The organism is Streptosporangium canum (assembly GCF_900113865.1).
Taxonomy (GTDB): Bacteria; Actinomycetota; Actinomycetes; order Streptosporangiales; family Streptosporangiaceae; genus Streptosporangium; species Streptosporangium canum.
On record NZ_FOQY01000006.1, the window covers coordinates 151,435 to 166,996 of the forward strand.

Here is a 15,562-nt window from a genome sequence, read left to right on the forward strand (position 1 = left end):
ATGTGAAGAATGACGAACACGGAACAGGCTCTTCCCGCGGAGAACCAGTGGGACCTGCTGGTCGAGTACGGCCGCGGACTCCAGCTCGGCTTCCATGCCCTCTGGGTGGAGAGCGACGACCCGGAAGAACTGTCCAGCCGATTCCGCGTGGACCCGGGCTCACGCCTGGAGTGCGACGTGACAACGCTCGCGGGAAGGTACAAAGGCCCTCCGGCGAAAGGCATCTGGATCGGCCCGCACGCGCCGGGCTGGACCCATCTCTTCGTCTTCGGGCTGTCCTCGACCCATCCCGCGATCGGCAATCTCGGAAAGCGGCGAGCCTTCCAGATCAAATTCTGGGGCGAGGTGGGTGAAGGACTTGAGCCGCTGTACCTCCATTACGACGGGGAACTGCTCGGCGATGTCAATCCACCGTACGAGGAGGGCGGATACATGTCCCTCCCCGACTACCGGCCCTTCACCGAGGGGCTGGCACTCGACCCCGATGGTGACCTTGAGCATGATGTCCACACCCTGTGGTGCGTGGTCGGCCGGATCACGGGACGCTTCGCAGATCGGGAGTGGTGGACGCCGACCCGTACCTTCTACAGCATCCCCGCCGGAGCCTGGGAACGCTGAACAACGCTGACCCCGGCCAGCACCACGGCCGCCATGGCGAGGGCTGCCCCGCCCCCGCGGTGGCGGCGAGTCTGCCCAGCACCGCCGACCCGAGCGCCCCTCCGACCTGCCGCACGGAGTTGAACAGCCCGCCCACGACACCCCCGGTCCCCGCGGGCGCCGCGCCGACGATCGTCGTGGTCAGCGGCACGATGATGAAGGGCGGGTGTGCGAGCCCGGCCTGGGCGGGGGTCAGGTGCAGGTGGTCGAGAAGGTGCAGGCCGAGGGCGAAGAGCACCTCCGACATGACGAGCTGGATCGCCGCGCCCGTGGCCGGCATCCGGGGCACCCCGCCTGCGCGCAGCAGGGCGGGCGGGAAAGCCGGGGCGGACCGCGGCGCTCGCCGGCGACGAGGACGGCCAGGGCGAGCGCGGACCCGACGGCCTGACGGCGGTCGCCGGCGCGCTCGCCGGTCTACTTGTAGCGGAAGTACACGAACAGCCGACCGTGGTTCTTGGCGTCCTTGTCGATGCGGTGGTAGAGGGCCTTGATCTCCTTCTGCTCCAGGAAGCGCAGGACCTTCTTCTTGAGCTGACCCGACCCCTTGCCCGGGATGATCTCGACCTCGGTGGCCTTCTTCCTGATGGCCTCGTCGATGATGCCCCGCAGCGCTTTGTCGATCTCACCGCCCCGGTTGAAGATCGGATGCAGATCCAGCTTGAGCTTCAACCGGGCCTCCCACAGGTCGCGTCGGACCAGTTTACGCGCACCAGCTCGCCGCGTTTCATCCCCAAATGTACGAGGGGCTGATGAGCCGCGGGCCGGCTCTGCCGATGAGACCGGAGCTCACCTCCGCCGCGCCGGCCCTCTCCGCGTGAACCTGACAGGCCGCTGGGCTGACAGGCCGCTGGGCTGACCGAGTAATTAAATTTGACCAATTAATCCGTTGATTGTGGCAATTCCACGATCTAGGCAAATAAATGATCTCTAGTTAGGCTCCCTGCATGATCGGCCGCCTTTACGGGTGGCCGTTCTCTCGTCACCCAACGGGGAGGGTCGAGTCCTCCTCAGCCATGCCCTGATCCAGGCATGCCCGGGTGACCTGACACCTCCTTCCGGCGTGACGTGGTCATGCGTCCCTACAGGGAGGTCTCGTTGCCAAGGAAGTCCCACTTATCACGGACCAGGCGCGTGGCGATGCTCGCCGTCGCCGCCGGACTCGTCGCGGCGATGGCGCCGCCGGCGAGCGCTGATCCGACCCCCACCCCGAGCGCCAAGAAGTGGACGGCGACCCCGCTTACCGGTGGCGAACCGGTCCAGGGCGCCAAGTCCGCGACCGGCAAGCTCGCCCAGAGCGACCAGTCGCTGCTGAAGTCCACCTCGGGCGACACGGTCAGCGTGATGGTCAAACTCGACTACGACTCCTACGCCGCCTACCAGGGTGGGCTTGACGGACTTCCCGCCACCAGCCCCGCCAAGACCGGCAAGGCTCTCGATATCAAAAGCGCCGACGCCAAGAAATACGAAAAGCACATCGAGGAGGTGGAGAACACCTTCCTCGCCGGGCTGGCCAAGAGCGTGCCCGGCGCCAAGGCCGGGCAGAAGCTGCGCACCGTCTACGGCGGCATGGCGCTGCGGATCCCCGCCAACAAGGCGGCCGAGCTGCTGAAGCTGCCCGGGGTGGCCGCCGTCCAGGAGGACAGGCCCGAGCAGCTCCTGACCGACTCCAGCGCCTCCTTCATCGGAGCCCCCACGATCTACAACAAGCTGGGCGGCAGCGCCTCGTCCGGCAAGGGCGTCGTCGTCGGCATCCTGGACTCCGGCGCCTGGCCGGAGCACCCCCAGTTCGCCGACCCCGGCACGCTGCCCGCCGCGCCCCCGACCAAGGACGGCACGCCGCGCGTCTGCAACTTCGGCGACAACCCGCTGACCCCGGCGGCCGACCCGTTCGCCTGCAACAAGAAGCTGATCGGCGGCGCGCCGTTCCTCGACACCTACAACGCGTTGTTCCCCGGCGAGGTCTACCCCGACAGCGCCCGTGACTCCAACGGCCACGGCACCCACACCGCGACCACCTCGGCGGGCGGCCCGGTGGCCGACGCCAACCCGCTCGGCATCAGCCGCGGCCCGATCCACGGCATCGCCCCGGCGGCGCACGTGTCGATCTACAAGGTCTGCGGCGTGGAGGGCTGCTTCCCCTCCGACTCCGCGCAGGCGGTGGGCCGGGCGATCCTCGACGGCGTCCGCGTGATCAACTTCTCGATCTCCGGCGGCAACTCCCCCTACAGCGACCCGGTGGAGCTGGCCTTCCTCGACGCCTACGCGGCGGGCGTGCTCGTGTCGGCCTCGGCGGGCAACGCCGGTCCGGGTGCGGCGACCGCCAACCACCTCAGCCCGTGGGTGACCACCGTGGCTGCCTCCACGCAGACCAGGACGTTCCAGTCCACGATCACGCTGGCCGGCTCCGGCGGCGCGACGGCCACGGTCAAGGGCGCCTCCATCACGGCCGGGGTGAACTCACCGCTGCCGGTGGTGCTCGCCTCGGCTCCGCCGTACTCCAACGCGCTCTGTACCTCCCCCGCCCCGGCTGGCCTGTTCACCGGCAAGATCGTCGCCTGTGAGCGCGGCCCCAACCGGGTGCTCAAGAGCTACAACGTGCTCCAGGGCGGCGCGGCCGGAATGATCCTCTACAACACCACGCCGCTCGACGTGATGACCGACAACCACTGGATCCCGACGGTCCACATCGACAAGCCGGAGAGCGACGCGCTGCTGGCCTTCCTGTCCGCCAACCCGGGTGCGACCGGCAAGTTCACCCAGGGCGCCAAGGCCACCTGGCAGGGCGACGCGATCACCACGTTCTCCTCCCGCGGGCCGGGCGGGGACTTCCTCAAGCCGGACGTCACCGCGCCCGGCCTGCACATCCTGGCCGGGACCACGCCGGCGCTGGAGGGTCCGGCGGGCGGCCCGCAGGGCAACCTGTACCAGGTCATCGCGGGCACCTCGATGTCGTCGCCGCACGTCGCCGGCGCCTCGGCCCTGGTGTTCGCGCTGCACCCCGACTGGACCCCGGGCCAGGTCAAGTCCGCGCTGGAGACGACGGCCAAGACCTCGGTCACCAAGCAGGACCGCGTCACCCCCGCCGACCCGTTCGACTTCGGCGGCGGCCGCATCGACCTGACCAAGGCCGGCGACCCCGGCCTGACGCTGAACGAGACCGCGGAGAACTTCGCCGCCTCCGCCAACGACGAGCTCAACCGCATCGACCTCAACCTGCCGTCGGTGAACGCCCCGACCATGCCGGGCCTCATCACCGCCAAGCGGACGTTCACCAACGTCACCGACAAGACGCTCACCTACACCACCTCGGGCACGACCGTGAGCGGGGCCAACATCACGGTGCTGCCGCCCCGGTTCACCGTCAAGCCGGGCAAGACCGCCAAGATCACGGTGATGGTCACCGCGCCCGAGCTGCCCGAAGGGCAGTACTTCGGCCAGGTGAACCTCAAGCAGTCGGGCGGCAGCCGCGACCTGCACCTGCCGGTGGCGTTCTTCCGCAAGGAGGGCGCCGTCCCGGTCGAGCAGACCTGCGTGCCGGACACCATCGCCCGCGACACCGGCGAGTCCACCTGCACGGTGAGCGTGCAGAACACCACCCTTGAGGACGCCGAGGTGACGGCGGTCAGCACGCTGGACAGCAAGCTGCGGCTGAACTCCGTGACCGGCGCCACCAAGGTCGGCACCCAGATCGCGACGGCGAAGACCACCCTGACGGCCAGGCAGCCGGACAGCCCGAGCATCGCCCCCGGCACCGGGCCCGCGCCCTACCTGCCGCTCGACGCCTTCGGCATCACGCCGACGCCGATCGGCGACGAGCAGGCGCTGAACTTCACCGTCCCGCCGTTCACCTACGCGGGCAAGACCTACAACCGGATCGGCGTCGTCGCCAACGGCTACACCGTCGCCGGAGGCACCGCGGGCTCGACCGACATCTCGGCCACCCCGCAGTCGCTGCCCAACCCGGCCAGCCCGAACAACGTGCTCGCCCCCTACTGGACCGACCTGGACGGCACCGGCGCGCCGGGCGTCTACGTCGGAACGCTGACCGACGGCGTGAGTGACTGGCTCGTCGTCGAATGGCGCCTCAACGTCTACGGCACCACGGACGCCAAGGTGTTCCAGCAGTGGATCGGGCTGAACGGGACCGAGGACATCACCTACACCTACGACCCGGACAACCTGCCCGGCGACACCCCGGCGGGCTACGGCCTGACCGTCGGCGCCGAGAACGACGAGGGTACGGCCGGCGGCCAGATCACCGGCCCGCCGACCCAGGACCTGCGGGTGACCAGCACGCCCGGCGCCCCCGGCGGCACCCTGACCTACACGATGAAGGTCAAGGGAGTCAGCGCGGGCAGCGGGTCGGTGACGACGGGCACGTCGACACCGCAGGTGAAGGGCATCACGATCGAGGTCGACAAGATAACCGTGCAGTAGGAACCCGTGGGGCCCGGCGCCGGTGCGCGCCGGGCCCACCCGGGTCCTGCCCGGGTCCTGACCCGGTCGCCCGGGCGGGACCCGGGCTTCGCGCGGAGCGGGACCGGTGCCCGCGAGCCCCGCGGGGGCGGGCCTCAGCGGTGCAGGTAGTCGACCAGGTAGGCCTTCTCGGTCTCCAGCGACTCGATGGCGCTCTTGACGACGTCGCCGATGCTCACGATCCCGGCCAGCCGGTCGTCGGCCACGACCGGGACGTGCCGGATGCGGTGCGTGGTCATGGTCTGCCGCAGGTCGTCGACGTCGGCGGTGGGCGGGCAGGTGCGGACGTCGGTCGTCATGATGGACGACACCGGGGCGGTCAGCACGTCCGCGCCCCGGTCGTTCAGCCGCCGCACCACGTCGCGCTCGGAGACGATGCCCGCGATCGACGAGCCGTCCTCGGAGACCACCACGGCGCCGATGTTGTGCTCGGCCAGCAGCTCCAAAAGCTCGGTCACCGTCGCCTCGGGGCGGACGGTCGTCACATCAGCTCCCTTGCCTTGCAGAATCGTACCGATCAGCATTGGCACCACCTCGGTTCAACCTGGCTGGGGTATCCCTAACCATTGCCCCATCGACACCCTGTCTAAGCACGGACGGGGGTAACGGCGTCGCTGTCAGGTCACGGGCAGTAGCCGTACCGCGTCGAGGGCCAGGGCGAGTTCCACGATGTCCAGCGGGCGGGCCAGGGAGCGCCCGGTGAGCTGCTCGATGCGGCGGATCCGGTTGAAGACCGTGTTGCGGTGGCAGTAGAGCTGCCCGGCGGCGCGCATCGCGGAGCCCTCGCAGCGCAGCCAGGCCTCCAGGGTGCCGAGCAGCACCTCCCGGTCGGCCGGGTCCAGGGCGAGGATGGGCCGGAGCACAGCGCCGCTGAGGTGGCCGGCGAGTTCGGGCTGGCTCACCACCAGCGCCGCGGGCAGCCGGTCCTCCAGCCGGGCGATCTCCGGCCCCTCCCCCACGCAGGTCCGCAGGGCGAGTTCGGCGAGCCTGCGCGCCCGGCCCAGCTCGGCCAGCCCCTCGACCACCGGGCTGATCCCGGCACAGCCGGTGACGTGCGGGCGCAGGTCGCGGGTCAGGTCCTCCATCCCCGCCTCGTGGAGCAGGACGACCGAGACCTCGTAGTCGGGGCGCATCCGCCACAGCAGCCGCATCACGCCCAGGCCCGTCGGGCGGAGGGCGTCGTCCCGGTGGTCGTGGCGGCCCGGCAGGCGGGTGATGACGACCGCGTAGCGGCCGAGTTCGGGCAGGTCCAGCGCCGCGGCCGCGCTGCGGACCAGCGCGGCGTCGGCACGGTCCTCCAGGAGTGCGTCGAGCAGGGCCTGGACCCGCTCGGCGGTCCGGCCGAACATCTCGGCCTCCCGGCTGCGGTAGGCCTCGGCGGCCGCGACGGCCTGCCGGTCGACGGCGTGCCAGACCTTGGTGGCGCTGCGGATCAGCACCGGCAGGCTGTCGGGCTCCTCCTCGGCGACGACGCCGACCAGCCCGTCCCACATCACCTGGGCGGAGATCCGGTAGCTGCGCAGCAGCGAGTCCATCGGCAGGCCTTGCTCGGCGCGGCGGCGCGCGGTCCGCTCCGCCTGCTGCAGGTCCCGCCGCTCGGCGAGAGGCAGGAGGATGGCGCCGATGCCGACCCGCATGGCGTCGTGCACGCTCTGCCAGTGGTCGTCGGTGGGCACCATCCGGCGGTAGGCCTCGTCGGTGTCACGTGTCCTGGTCACCAGTTCGTCGGTGAGCTCGGGGAGGCGCTGCATCAGCCGGGCGGCGGCCATGCGCATGATCCTGCGCACCTCGTCGTCGGCGGTCGTCCGGATCCCCATCGGGCAATGGTGTCAGCCGCACACGAAGCCGAACAAGGTTCTGTTCTGTTTCGTGACCCCGTGCTGTGCTGACGCACAACCGGCACCGGCTCCCCGTGGGCGCCGGTCCCGACTTCACCCCGGCCTCTGGACTCCGGTGAACCACCCGGGTTGGGTGCGTTCATCGGTTGTCAGGAGGCACACATGGACGTCCACGCCCCTCCACCGCCCGAAGATCCCGGGCTGGTCGTCAGGGATCTGGCGGTGAACTACGGTCCGGTGACGGCCCTGCGCGGGATCTCACTGAGCGTCCCGCGCGGCTCGATCGTCGCGGTGCTCGGCGGCAACGGCGCGGGGAAGTCCACCCTGCTGCGCGCCGTCTCGGGCACGCTCAGGTTCCACCGGGGCGGGATCACGGCGGGCGAGATCGTTTTCGGCCGGACACGGCTGTCCGGCACGGCCGCCTCCGCCGTGGTCGCCCGCGGCGTCGTCCAGGTGCCCGAGGGACGCCGGGTGTTCGCCCGGATGACCGTGGAGGAGAACCTGCGGGCCGGCTCGCTGGGCGCCCGTGACCGCCGGGCCGCGGCCGGGGCCAGGGAGCGCGTGCACACCCTCTTCCCCGTGCTCGCCGAACGCGCCCGGCAGCGCGCGGGCCTGCTGTCGGGCGGCGAGCAGCAGATGCTCGCCATCGGCCGCGCGCTGATGGCCCGGCCGGCGATGCTCCTGCTCGACGAGCCCACCCTCGGCCTGGCGCCGATGATGGCGGCGCGGATCGCCGAGACGGTCCGCGAGATCAACGCGCAGGGGACGACGGTGCTGCTGGTGGAGCAGAACGCCGCCATGGCCCTCTCGCTGGCCTCCCAGGCGTACGTGCTGGAGGTCGGCGAGGTGGCGCTGTCCGGCCCCGCCGCCGACCTCGCCCGGAGCGACGAGGTGCGCCGGCGCTACCTGGGGATCGAGGACGACCGGGCGGCCTCCCCGGCCGGCGCGTCCGCCGGGCGCCCGGCCCTGGCGAGGTGGTCGGCGTGAGCGACACATACCAACCAGACGGTATGGCCGGTTCCCCGCCCCGGCTCGAGGTCCGGGACGTCACCGTGCGCTTCGCCGGGCTCACCGCGCTCGACGCGATCGGCTTCACCGTCGAGCCCGGCAGCGTCCACGCGGTCATCGGCCCCAACGGCGCGGGCAAGTCGACCTGCTTCAACGTGCTGTCGGGGGTCTACCGGGCCACCGCGGGCAGCGTGCGCTTCGGCGAGGCGGAGCTGACCGCCCTGGCTCCGCACCGCATCGCCGCTCTGGGCGTGGCGCGCACCTTCCAGAACATCGCCCTGTCGCCCCGCCTGTCGGTGCGCGACAACCTGATGCTCGGCCGGCACCGGCTGACCCGCGCCGGATTCGTCGCGGCCGGCCTGCGGCTGCCGTCCGCGCGGCGGGAGGCCCGGCTGCACGGCGAGCGGGTGAACGAGATCGCCGCCTTCGTCGGGCTCGCCGGACGGCTGGCCACCCCCGTCGGGCTCCTGCCGTACGGCGTGCAGAAACGGGTCGAGCTGGCCCGGGCCCTGTGCATGGAGCCCCGCCTGCTCCTGCTCGACGAGCCGGTGGCCGGCATGAACGGCGGCGAGCGCCGCGAGATGGCCGAGCTGGTCGTCGCCGTCCGGGAGAGCCTCGGCATCTCGATCCTGCTGGTCGAGCACGACATGGGGATGGTCATGCGGCTCGCCGACACGGTGACGGTCCTGGACTTCGGCCGGCGGATCGCCGGCGGGCCTCCCGCCGAGGTCCAGGACGATCCCGAGGTCATCCGCGCCTACCTGGGCGCGGCGAGCGGGAGCGGGGAGGCCGCTCCGTGACCACCTTCCTGGAGCTTCTGGCGAACGGGATCTCCGTCGGCGCGGTGTACGCGCTGATCGCCCTGGGGTTCGTGATCATCTTCAAGGCGACCGAGGTGGTCAACTTCGCCCACGCCTCGCTGCTGCTGGCCGGCGGTTTCGTCGTCGCGAGGCTGCACTCCTCGATCGGCTTCTGGGCCGCCCTGCTGCTCGGCGTCGCCGGCGCGGCCGCCGTGGGCGTCCTGATCGAGTTCCTGATCATCCGCCGGGCGAACGTCTCCTCCCACAGCGTCCTGGCGATCGTGACGATCGGCGTCGACATCGTGCTGACCACCGAGCTCACCCGGCGGATCGGCACCGAGGTGCTCGCCCTGGGCGATCCGTGGCGCGACCAGGTGGTGCACCTGGGGGCCGTCGGCATCGCCCAGACCCGTGTCGTGGCGCTGGCCGTCGCGGCGGTCCTCATCACCGCGTTCCTGCTGGCGTTCAAGCACACCGGCTGGGGCGTCGCCATGCGCGCCACCGCCGAGGACCCCGAGACCGCCGCCCTGATGGGCGTGCGGCGGGGGCGGGTGTCGATGGGGGCGTGGGCGGTGGCCGGCGCCCTGGCCACCGTCGCCGCGCTCTTCCTGTGCGTGTTCCCCACGCCGGGCCTGGACCGCAGCACGACGTTCGCCGCCATGAAGGCCTTCCCCGCGGCGATCCTCGGCGGCCTCGACTCCACCACGGGGGCGCTGGTGGGCGGCCTGATCATCGGGGTCACCGAGACCCTGATGAGCGGCTACCAGAACGACCTGGCCTTCCTCGGCAGGGGCATCGGCGACGTCGCGCCGTTCCTCGTGATGATCGTGGTCCTGCTCATCCGCCCCGCGGGGCTGTTCGGGACGAGGGAGCTGGCACGTGTCTGACAAGCCCGGCGGGTCCGTGCGGATCCTCCTCCGGTCGGCCGTCCTGGTCGCGGCCGCGGTCGCGGTGCCGTTCTACCTGGAGGGCTTCTGGCTGCAGGCCGGGCTCTTCGCGATGTCGGCGGCCGTCGGGGCGATCGGCATCAACCTGCTGACCGGCGCCACCGGCCAGCTGTCCATGGGTCACGCGTTCTTCCTGGCGGCCGGGGCCTACTCCTACGTCTACTTCGCCTCCGATCCCGGCCCCGGCCTGGCCGGGCTGGGCCTGCCCACTCCTGTCGCGGCGGTGCTGGCGGTGCTCACCGCGGGCGTCGCCGGGGGCGTGTTCAGCCCGATCGCCGGCCGTCTGAAAGGGGCCTACCTCGGCATCGCCACGCTGGCGCTGATCTTCCTCGGCCAGCACCTGCTGTTCAACGCCGGGCCCGTGACGGGCGGCTACAACGGCCGCCCGGTGCCGCCCATGGAGCTGTTCGGGTTCGCCTTCGCCGACTCCCCCGCGCTCGTGGTGGCCCAGGTGCCGTTCGGCGCGCTGGAGCGGCTGTGGTTCCTCGGCCTGGCCGCCCTGGTCTGCGCGGCGCTGTTCGCCCGCGGGGTGCTGACCGGACGTCCCGGGCGGGCCATGAACACCATCCGCGACCACGAGATCGCCGCCGGGGTGATGGGCGTTCCGGTGGCCCGCTACCGCGCCGGCGTGTTCGTGCTGTCGTCGATGTACGGCGGGCTGGCCGGCGTCCTGCTCGCGCTGGTCTTCCAGCGGACCGTGCCGGAGTACTTCGGCATCCTGCTCTCCCTCGACTACCTCGCCATGATCGTCATCGGCGGCCTCGGCTCGGTCGCGGGGGCGGTGATCGGCGCCGTCTTCATCTCCCTGCTGCCCCAGCTCCTGACCCGCTACAGCGACGCCCTGCCGCTGGTGGCCGAACCCGGCTCCGGCGGGGTCTCCCCCGCCGAGGCCGCCCGGATCCTGTACGGCGCGGCCGTCGTCGTGATCGTCCTCTTCCTGCCGGGCGGCCTGCTCGGCCTCGCCGGCCGCCTGCGGCCGTCCCCGAACCGCCGGATCGCCTCCGCCTCCACGGCGGAGAAGGCCTCCTTACGCCCGTCCCCCGAGACAAGGAACTGACGTGACTCCTCCACTCCCGTCCCCGCTCCCGCTCCCCGAAGGCGGCGGCCTCCCGCTCCCCGCGCCGCGCCGCGGCGGGATCGCCGCGATCCCGGCCCGGCGGATCGCGGTGCTCGCCGTCCTGGCCCTGGCGGTCGCCTCGTGCGCCAGCGGGAAGGCCACCGGGGGCGCCGGCGCCTCGCCGGCCGTCGGCGGCGACGGGGTCAAGACCGGCCCCGGCGTCACCGCCGACACGATCACGGTGGGCCTCATGACCGATCTCACCGGCCCCTACGCCTCGTTCGGCAAGAGCCTGACCCAGGCGCAGCAGCTCTACTTCGAGCAGGTCAACGCGGGTGGAGGCGTGTGCGGCCGGAAGGTCGAGGCCGTCGTGCGCGACCACGGCTACGACGCGCAGAAGGCCGTGGCGGCCTACACCGAGATCGCCCCCAAGTCCGTGGCGATCGCCCATTTCATCGGCTCTCCCATGGTCATGGCGCTCAAGCAGCGCATCGAGGCAGACGAGCTGCTGACCATCCCGATGGCCTGGGCGACCGGGCTGCTGGGCAGCAAGCCCATCCAGGTCACCGCCACCACCTACGACATCGACATGATCAACGGGGTGGACTTCCTGGTCAAGGAGAAGGGCATCAAGTCCGGAGACAAGATCGGTCACCTCTACTTCGAAGGGGACTACGGCGAGAGCGCGCTGAACGGCTCCAAGTACGCGGCGGGGAAGCTCGGCCTGACGCTCGTCGAGCAGAAGATCAAGGCGACCGACCAGGACATGAGCGCCCAGGTGGCCGCCTTCAAGGCCGAGGGGGTCAAGGCCGTGCTGGTCTCGGTCGGCCCCAAGCAGTCGGCCTCGCTCGTCGGCGTCTCGCTGGCCAAGGGCATGGACGTGCCGTTCGTCGGCAGCAACTCGGCCTACTCCCCGCAGTTGCTCCCCACCCCGGCCGGTCCCGCCCTGCTCAAGGACTTCTACGTCATGACCGGCGGCGCGCCGATCAGCGCGCCGCTGCCGGCTATGAAGAAGCTGGCGGCCGACTACGCGGCGAAGTATCCCGGCCAGACCATCGACAGCGGGGTCGCCACGGGCTACTCCGCGGCGGCGATCGTCAGCGACGCGCTCAGGAAGGCCTGTGAGGGCAAGGACCTGAGCCGGGCCGCCGTCGTCGCCGCGCACCGCGGCCAGTCCTCCTGGGGCGGCGACTACGGCACGGTCATGGACTTCTCCATGTTCGACAAGCCCGCGTCGCGGGCGTCCTTCGTCGTCAAACCGGACAAGGCCGCGCTCGGCGGCGCCGTGGTCTTCAAGGAGGCGGCGATCTCGGACCTGGCCAAGGACTACCCGGTGCCGGTCGGCTGACCGCCGGTCCGGGGTACGGCGCGCACCCGCCTAAAGTAGGGGTGCGCGCCGTACCGCCCCGGAGTAATGTGTGAAATACCACACACCTTCGCTCCCGGGGACACGATGACCGAGAAGCTGAACACCGGCAGCCACGACCTGCCGATCTCCGACGCCCTCGCCGCGTTCATGGCGACCGGCTGGGCCGACACCCGCCGCGACGACCTGACCGCGCTGCCGCTGGCGGCCTACACCGCCAAGCGCCGGGCCGCGCTCGCCGCGCGCTTCCCCGGCGAGCGGCTGATCATCCCGTCCGGCACGCTCAAGGCCCGCAGCAACGACAGCGACTACCGGTTCCGGTCGCACAGCGCCTTCACCTACCTCACCGGCGACCAGGAGCCCGGCAACGTCCTGGTCATCGAACCGTCCGGGTCGGCCACGCTGTTCCTGCGGCCGCGCTCGCCGCGTTCGGCCCCGGGGACGGCCGGGCAGGAGTTCTACCGGGACCGCCGCTACGGCGAGTTCTGGGTGGGCCGCCGTCCCGACCTGGCCGAGGCGGAGGCGCTCTATCTGATCGACTGCGCGGCCGTGGACAGGCTGGACGACGCGCTCGGCGGGCCGGCGCGGGTGCTGCGCGGCGTGGACGCCTCGCTGGACTCCCGGGTCGCGGCGCACGACGGGGACGGCGAGCTGGAGACGTTCCTGTCCGAGATGCGGCTGGTCAAGGACGAGTGGGAGATCGCCGAGCTGCAGTTCTCGGTGGACGCGACCGCCCGTGGGTTCGAGGACGTGGTGCGGGCGCTGCCCCAGGCCCTGGCCCACCGGCGCGGCGAGCGCTACCTGGAGGGGGTCTTCGGCCTCCGGTCCCGCCTGGAGGGCGGCGCGGTCGGCTACGACAGCATCGTGGCCTCCGGCGCCCACGCGTGCGTGCTGCACTGGATCCGCAACGACGGCCGGCTGAACGAGAACGAGCTGCTCCTGCTCGACGCGGGCGTGGAGACCGACAACCTCTACACCGCCGACATCACCAGGACCCTGCCGCTGTCGGGACGGTTCAGCCCGATCCAGCGCCAGGTCTACGAGCTGGTCTACGAGGCCCAGAGCGCGGCCATCGCCGCCCTGAGGCCGGGCGCGAGGTTCCGCGACTTCCACCGGACGGCCATGCGGGTCATCGCCGAGGGACTGCACGACTGGGGCGTGCTGAAGATCGGCGCGGACGAGGCGATGGAGACCGACAGCGGCCTGTACCGCCGCTACACCCTGTGCAGCAGCGGCCACATGCTGGGCATGGACGTCCACGACTGCGCCAGGGCCCGCTCGGAGGTCTACCTGGACGGCGTGCTGGAGGAGGGCCAGGTCCTCACCGTCGAGCCCGGCCTCTATCTCCAGCCGGACGACCTGACGCTCCCGCCGGAGCTGCGCGGCATCGGCGTGCGGATCGAGGACGACCTCGTCATCACCGCCGACGGCGCCCGCCTGATGTCGGCCGGGCTGCCCCGCCACCCCGACGAGATCGAGGGGTGGATGAGCGCGATCTCCGCCTGACCGGAGCGGGGCGGCCCCGCACCCGCGACCGCCGTACGTCGCGGCCCGTACCCGCGATCACCTGTGGAAAATGTGAGGCCCTGACAAGATGTGATCTGGGCCTCATTCCTTTTCATCAAATTACACAGGAGCCATCGACTTACTGGACTACCCGTCAGTAGGGTGACTGATCCATGGTCGGAGTCGCGAACCCCGAGGTGTTCATGGCACTACGGACGGCGCACTGATGGCGGTCGGCGGGCGGGTCGGGGTCACCGGTTACCTCGTCCGCCGGAGCACCGACGTGTTCGGCCGGGTCGGCGACATGTCGGTGATCGCACTTGAGGGATTCCGCCGGACCTGGGACGTCAGGACCTGGTTCTGGGAGTACATCCAGCAGTGCTGGTTCCTCGCCCGCGTCACCAGCCTGCCCGTGCTGCTCGTCTCGCTCCCGCTGGGCGCGACCGTCGCCCTCCAGGTGGGCCAGCTCGCCTGGCAGCTGGGCGCCTCCTCGGCCACCGGCGGCGCCGTGGTGGTCGGCCTGGTCCGCGAGGTCGCCCCGATGGCCTCGGCCCTGCTCATCGCGGGCGCCGGAGGCTCGGCCATGACCTCCGACATCGGCGCCCGCAACATCCGCGACGAGCTGGCCGCCATGGAGGTGATGGCGGTCAACCCGGTCCACCGCCTGGTCACCCCCCGGCTGTGGGCGGCCAGCACGGTGGCCGTGCTGCTGGTCCCGCTGGTCATCGTGGCCGGGGCGAGCGGCGGCTACTTCTTCAACGTCGTCATCCAGGGCGTCACCCCCGGCGCCTACTTCGACGGCGCGGTGTCCCTGCTGGTCACCAGCGACCTGCTGGTCACGCTGTTCAAGGCGTGGATCTTCGGCTTCATCGCGGCGATCATGTCGTGCTACTTCGGCATGACCTGCCAGACCAGCCCGGTCGGCGTGGGACGCGCGGTGAACCAGTCCACGGTCGTCACGTTCATGCTGGTGTTCGCGGTCAACTACGTGATCACCATGATCTACTTCCTCGCCTACCCGCCCAGGCCCATGTGATGGCGCCGATCCCGGGAGCCCGCACCGCCGGATTCCGCCTCTACGGCATGCTGCGCGACGTCGTGGACCGCGCGGCCTCGCTGTCGGACTGGCCGCTCTTCCTGTGGAAGGTCGTCTTCTACTCGCTGCGGGACATCGTCTTCCGGCTGAAGTTCACCAAGGTCGTGCTCCGCCAGGTCAGCGACGTGGTGGTGGGCGTCGGCGCGACCGTCATCGGCGGCGGCATGGTCTTCGTGGCGTTCACCATGGCCTTCGCGGTCGGCGCCACCGTCGGCCTGCAGGGCTACCAGGGCCTGCAGGCGATCGGCGCCGAGTCCTTCATCGGCCTGGTGGGCAGCTTCGCCAACGTCCGGGAGATCACCCCGATCATCGCGGCGGTCGCGCTCGCGGCGCAGGTCGGCTCGTCCTTCACCGCCGAGCTGGGCGCGATGCGGATCTCCGAGGAGATCGACGCGCTGGAGGTGATGGCCATCAACGCCTTCACCTACCTGATCTGCACGCGGGTGGTGGCCGCGCTGATCGCGCTGGTCCCGGTCTACATGATCGCGCTGTTCGCCAGCTTCTTCGCCACCCGGCTGATGTGCACCGTCCTGTTCGGCATGTCGCCCGGCGTCTACGACTACTACTTCTACCTCGGCCTGCCGCTGATCGACATCGTCTACAGCGTGATCAAGGTGATCGTCTTCGCGTTCGCCGTCATCAGCATCCACTGCTACTACGGATTCAACGCCACCGGAGGCCCGGTCGGCGTGGGGATCGCGGCCGGGCGGGCGATCCGCCAGTCCATCGTCACCGTCATCCTCCTCAACCTGCTGCTGTCCTACCTGTTCTGGGGCAACGGCAGCGGCGTGAAGCTGACGGGGTGAGCGGC

14 protein-coding genes are annotated in these 15,562 nt (G+C 71.0%); 10 read left to right on the forward strand and 4 right to left on the reverse strand.

The window, feature by feature from the left end; all coding sequences use genetic code 11:
- Positions 1-9: 9 nt before the first annotated feature.
- Positions 10-618 (forward strand): hypothetical protein, encoded by a 609-nt coding sequence (locus BM085_RS11385; RefSeq protein ID WP_093886978.1) that lies wholly within the window; start codon positions 10-12, stop codon positions 616-618.
- On the opposite strand, the gene BM085_RS42885 is transcribed toward BM085_RS11385, so the two are convergent.
- On the reverse strand, positions 536-937 hold the full coding sequence (locus BM085_RS42885) for an MFS transporter (RefSeq protein ID WP_143120887.1): 402 nt from the start codon (positions 935-937) through the stop codon (positions 536-538). The genes BM085_RS11385 and BM085_RS42885 overlap by 83 nt on opposite strands.
- A gap of 134 nt (positions 938-1,071) precedes the next feature.
- The gene (locus tag BM085_RS11395) at positions 1,072-1,326 is read right to left on the reverse strand and encodes a Smr/MutS family protein (RefSeq protein WP_012889737.1); all 255 of its coding nucleotides are present in this window, start codon (positions 1,324-1,326) and stop codon (positions 1,072-1,074) included.
- 468 nt (positions 1,327-1,794) lie between these two features.
- Between BM085_RS11395 and BM085_RS11400 the strand changes: the two genes are divergently transcribed.
- Positions 1,795-5,094, forward strand: coding sequence for a S8 family serine peptidase (locus tag BM085_RS11400; protein ID WP_093887131.1), 3,300 nt, complete (start codon positions 1,795-1,797; stop codon positions 5,092-5,094).
- A gap of 134 nt (positions 5,095-5,228) precedes the next feature.
- Here BM085_RS11400 and BM085_RS11405 read toward each other — a convergent pair whose 3' ends face one another.
- Positions 5,229-5,657, reverse strand: a complete 429-nt coding sequence (locus BM085_RS11405) for a CBS domain-containing protein (protein WP_093886980.1) — start codon at positions 5,655-5,657, stop codon at positions 5,229-5,231.
- A 93-nt stretch (positions 5,658-5,750) separates the two neighbouring features.
- Positions 5,751-6,950 carry a PucR family transcriptional regulator gene (locus tag BM085_RS11410; RefSeq protein ID WP_093886981.1) on the reverse strand — a complete coding sequence of 400 codons (1,200 nt, stop codon included), beginning with the start codon at positions 6,948-6,950 and terminating at the stop codon, positions 5,751-5,753.
- A gap of 183 nt (positions 6,951-7,133) precedes the next feature.
- Between BM085_RS11410 and BM085_RS11415 the strand changes: the two genes are divergently transcribed.
- From BM085_RS11415 to BM085_RS11450, 8 genes are all read left to right on the forward strand, one after another.
- Positions 7,134-7,958 (forward strand): ABC transporter ATP-binding protein, encoded by an 825-nt coding sequence (locus tag BM085_RS11415; RefSeq protein WP_031159829.1) that lies wholly within the window; start codon positions 7,134-7,136, stop codon positions 7,956-7,958.
- 23 nt (positions 7,959-7,981) lie between these two features.
- On the forward strand, positions 7,982-8,779 hold the full coding sequence (locus tag BM085_RS11420) for an ABC transporter ATP-binding protein (RefSeq protein WP_093886982.1): 798 nt from the start codon (positions 7,982-7,984) through the stop codon (positions 8,777-8,779).
- Complete coding sequence (locus tag BM085_RS11425) at positions 8,776-9,666, forward strand: branched-chain amino acid ABC transporter permease (RefSeq protein WP_093886983.1); 891 nt, start codon at positions 8,776-8,778, stop codon at positions 9,664-9,666. The genes BM085_RS11420 and BM085_RS11425 overlap by 4 nt, the downstream gene beginning before the upstream one ends.
- Entirely contained in the window at positions 9,659-10,783 is a 1,125-nt protein-coding gene (locus BM085_RS11430) for a branched-chain amino acid ABC transporter permease (protein ID WP_093886984.1), read from the forward strand. Before BM085_RS11425 ends, BM085_RS11430 begins: the two co-directional genes overlap by 8 nt.
- 1 nt (position 10,784) lies before the next feature.
- Positions 10,785-12,131 carry an ABC transporter substrate-binding protein gene (locus tag BM085_RS11435; protein WP_093886985.1) on the forward strand — a complete coding sequence of 449 codons (1,347 nt, stop codon included), beginning with the start codon at positions 10,785-10,787 and terminating at the stop codon, positions 12,129-12,131.
- Between the two features lie 105 nt (positions 12,132-12,236).
- The gene (locus BM085_RS11440) at positions 12,237-13,655 is read left to right on the forward strand and encodes an aminopeptidase P family protein (protein ID WP_093886986.1); all 1,419 of its coding nucleotides are present in this window, start codon (positions 12,237-12,239) and stop codon (positions 13,653-13,655) included.
- Positions 13,656-13,881: 226 nt separating this feature from the next.
- A complete protein-coding gene (locus tag BM085_RS11445; RefSeq protein WP_031159839.1) occupies positions 13,882-14,691 on the forward strand; it encodes an MlaE family ABC transporter permease in 810 nt (269 codons plus the stop codon).
- Positions 14,691-15,557 (forward strand): ABC transporter permease, encoded by an 867-nt coding sequence (locus BM085_RS11450; RefSeq protein WP_093886987.1) that lies wholly within the window; start codon positions 14,691-14,693, stop codon positions 15,555-15,557. The genes BM085_RS11445 and BM085_RS11450 overlap by 1 nt, the downstream gene beginning before the upstream one ends.
- The last annotated feature ends 5 nt before the right edge of the window (positions 15,558-15,562 follow it).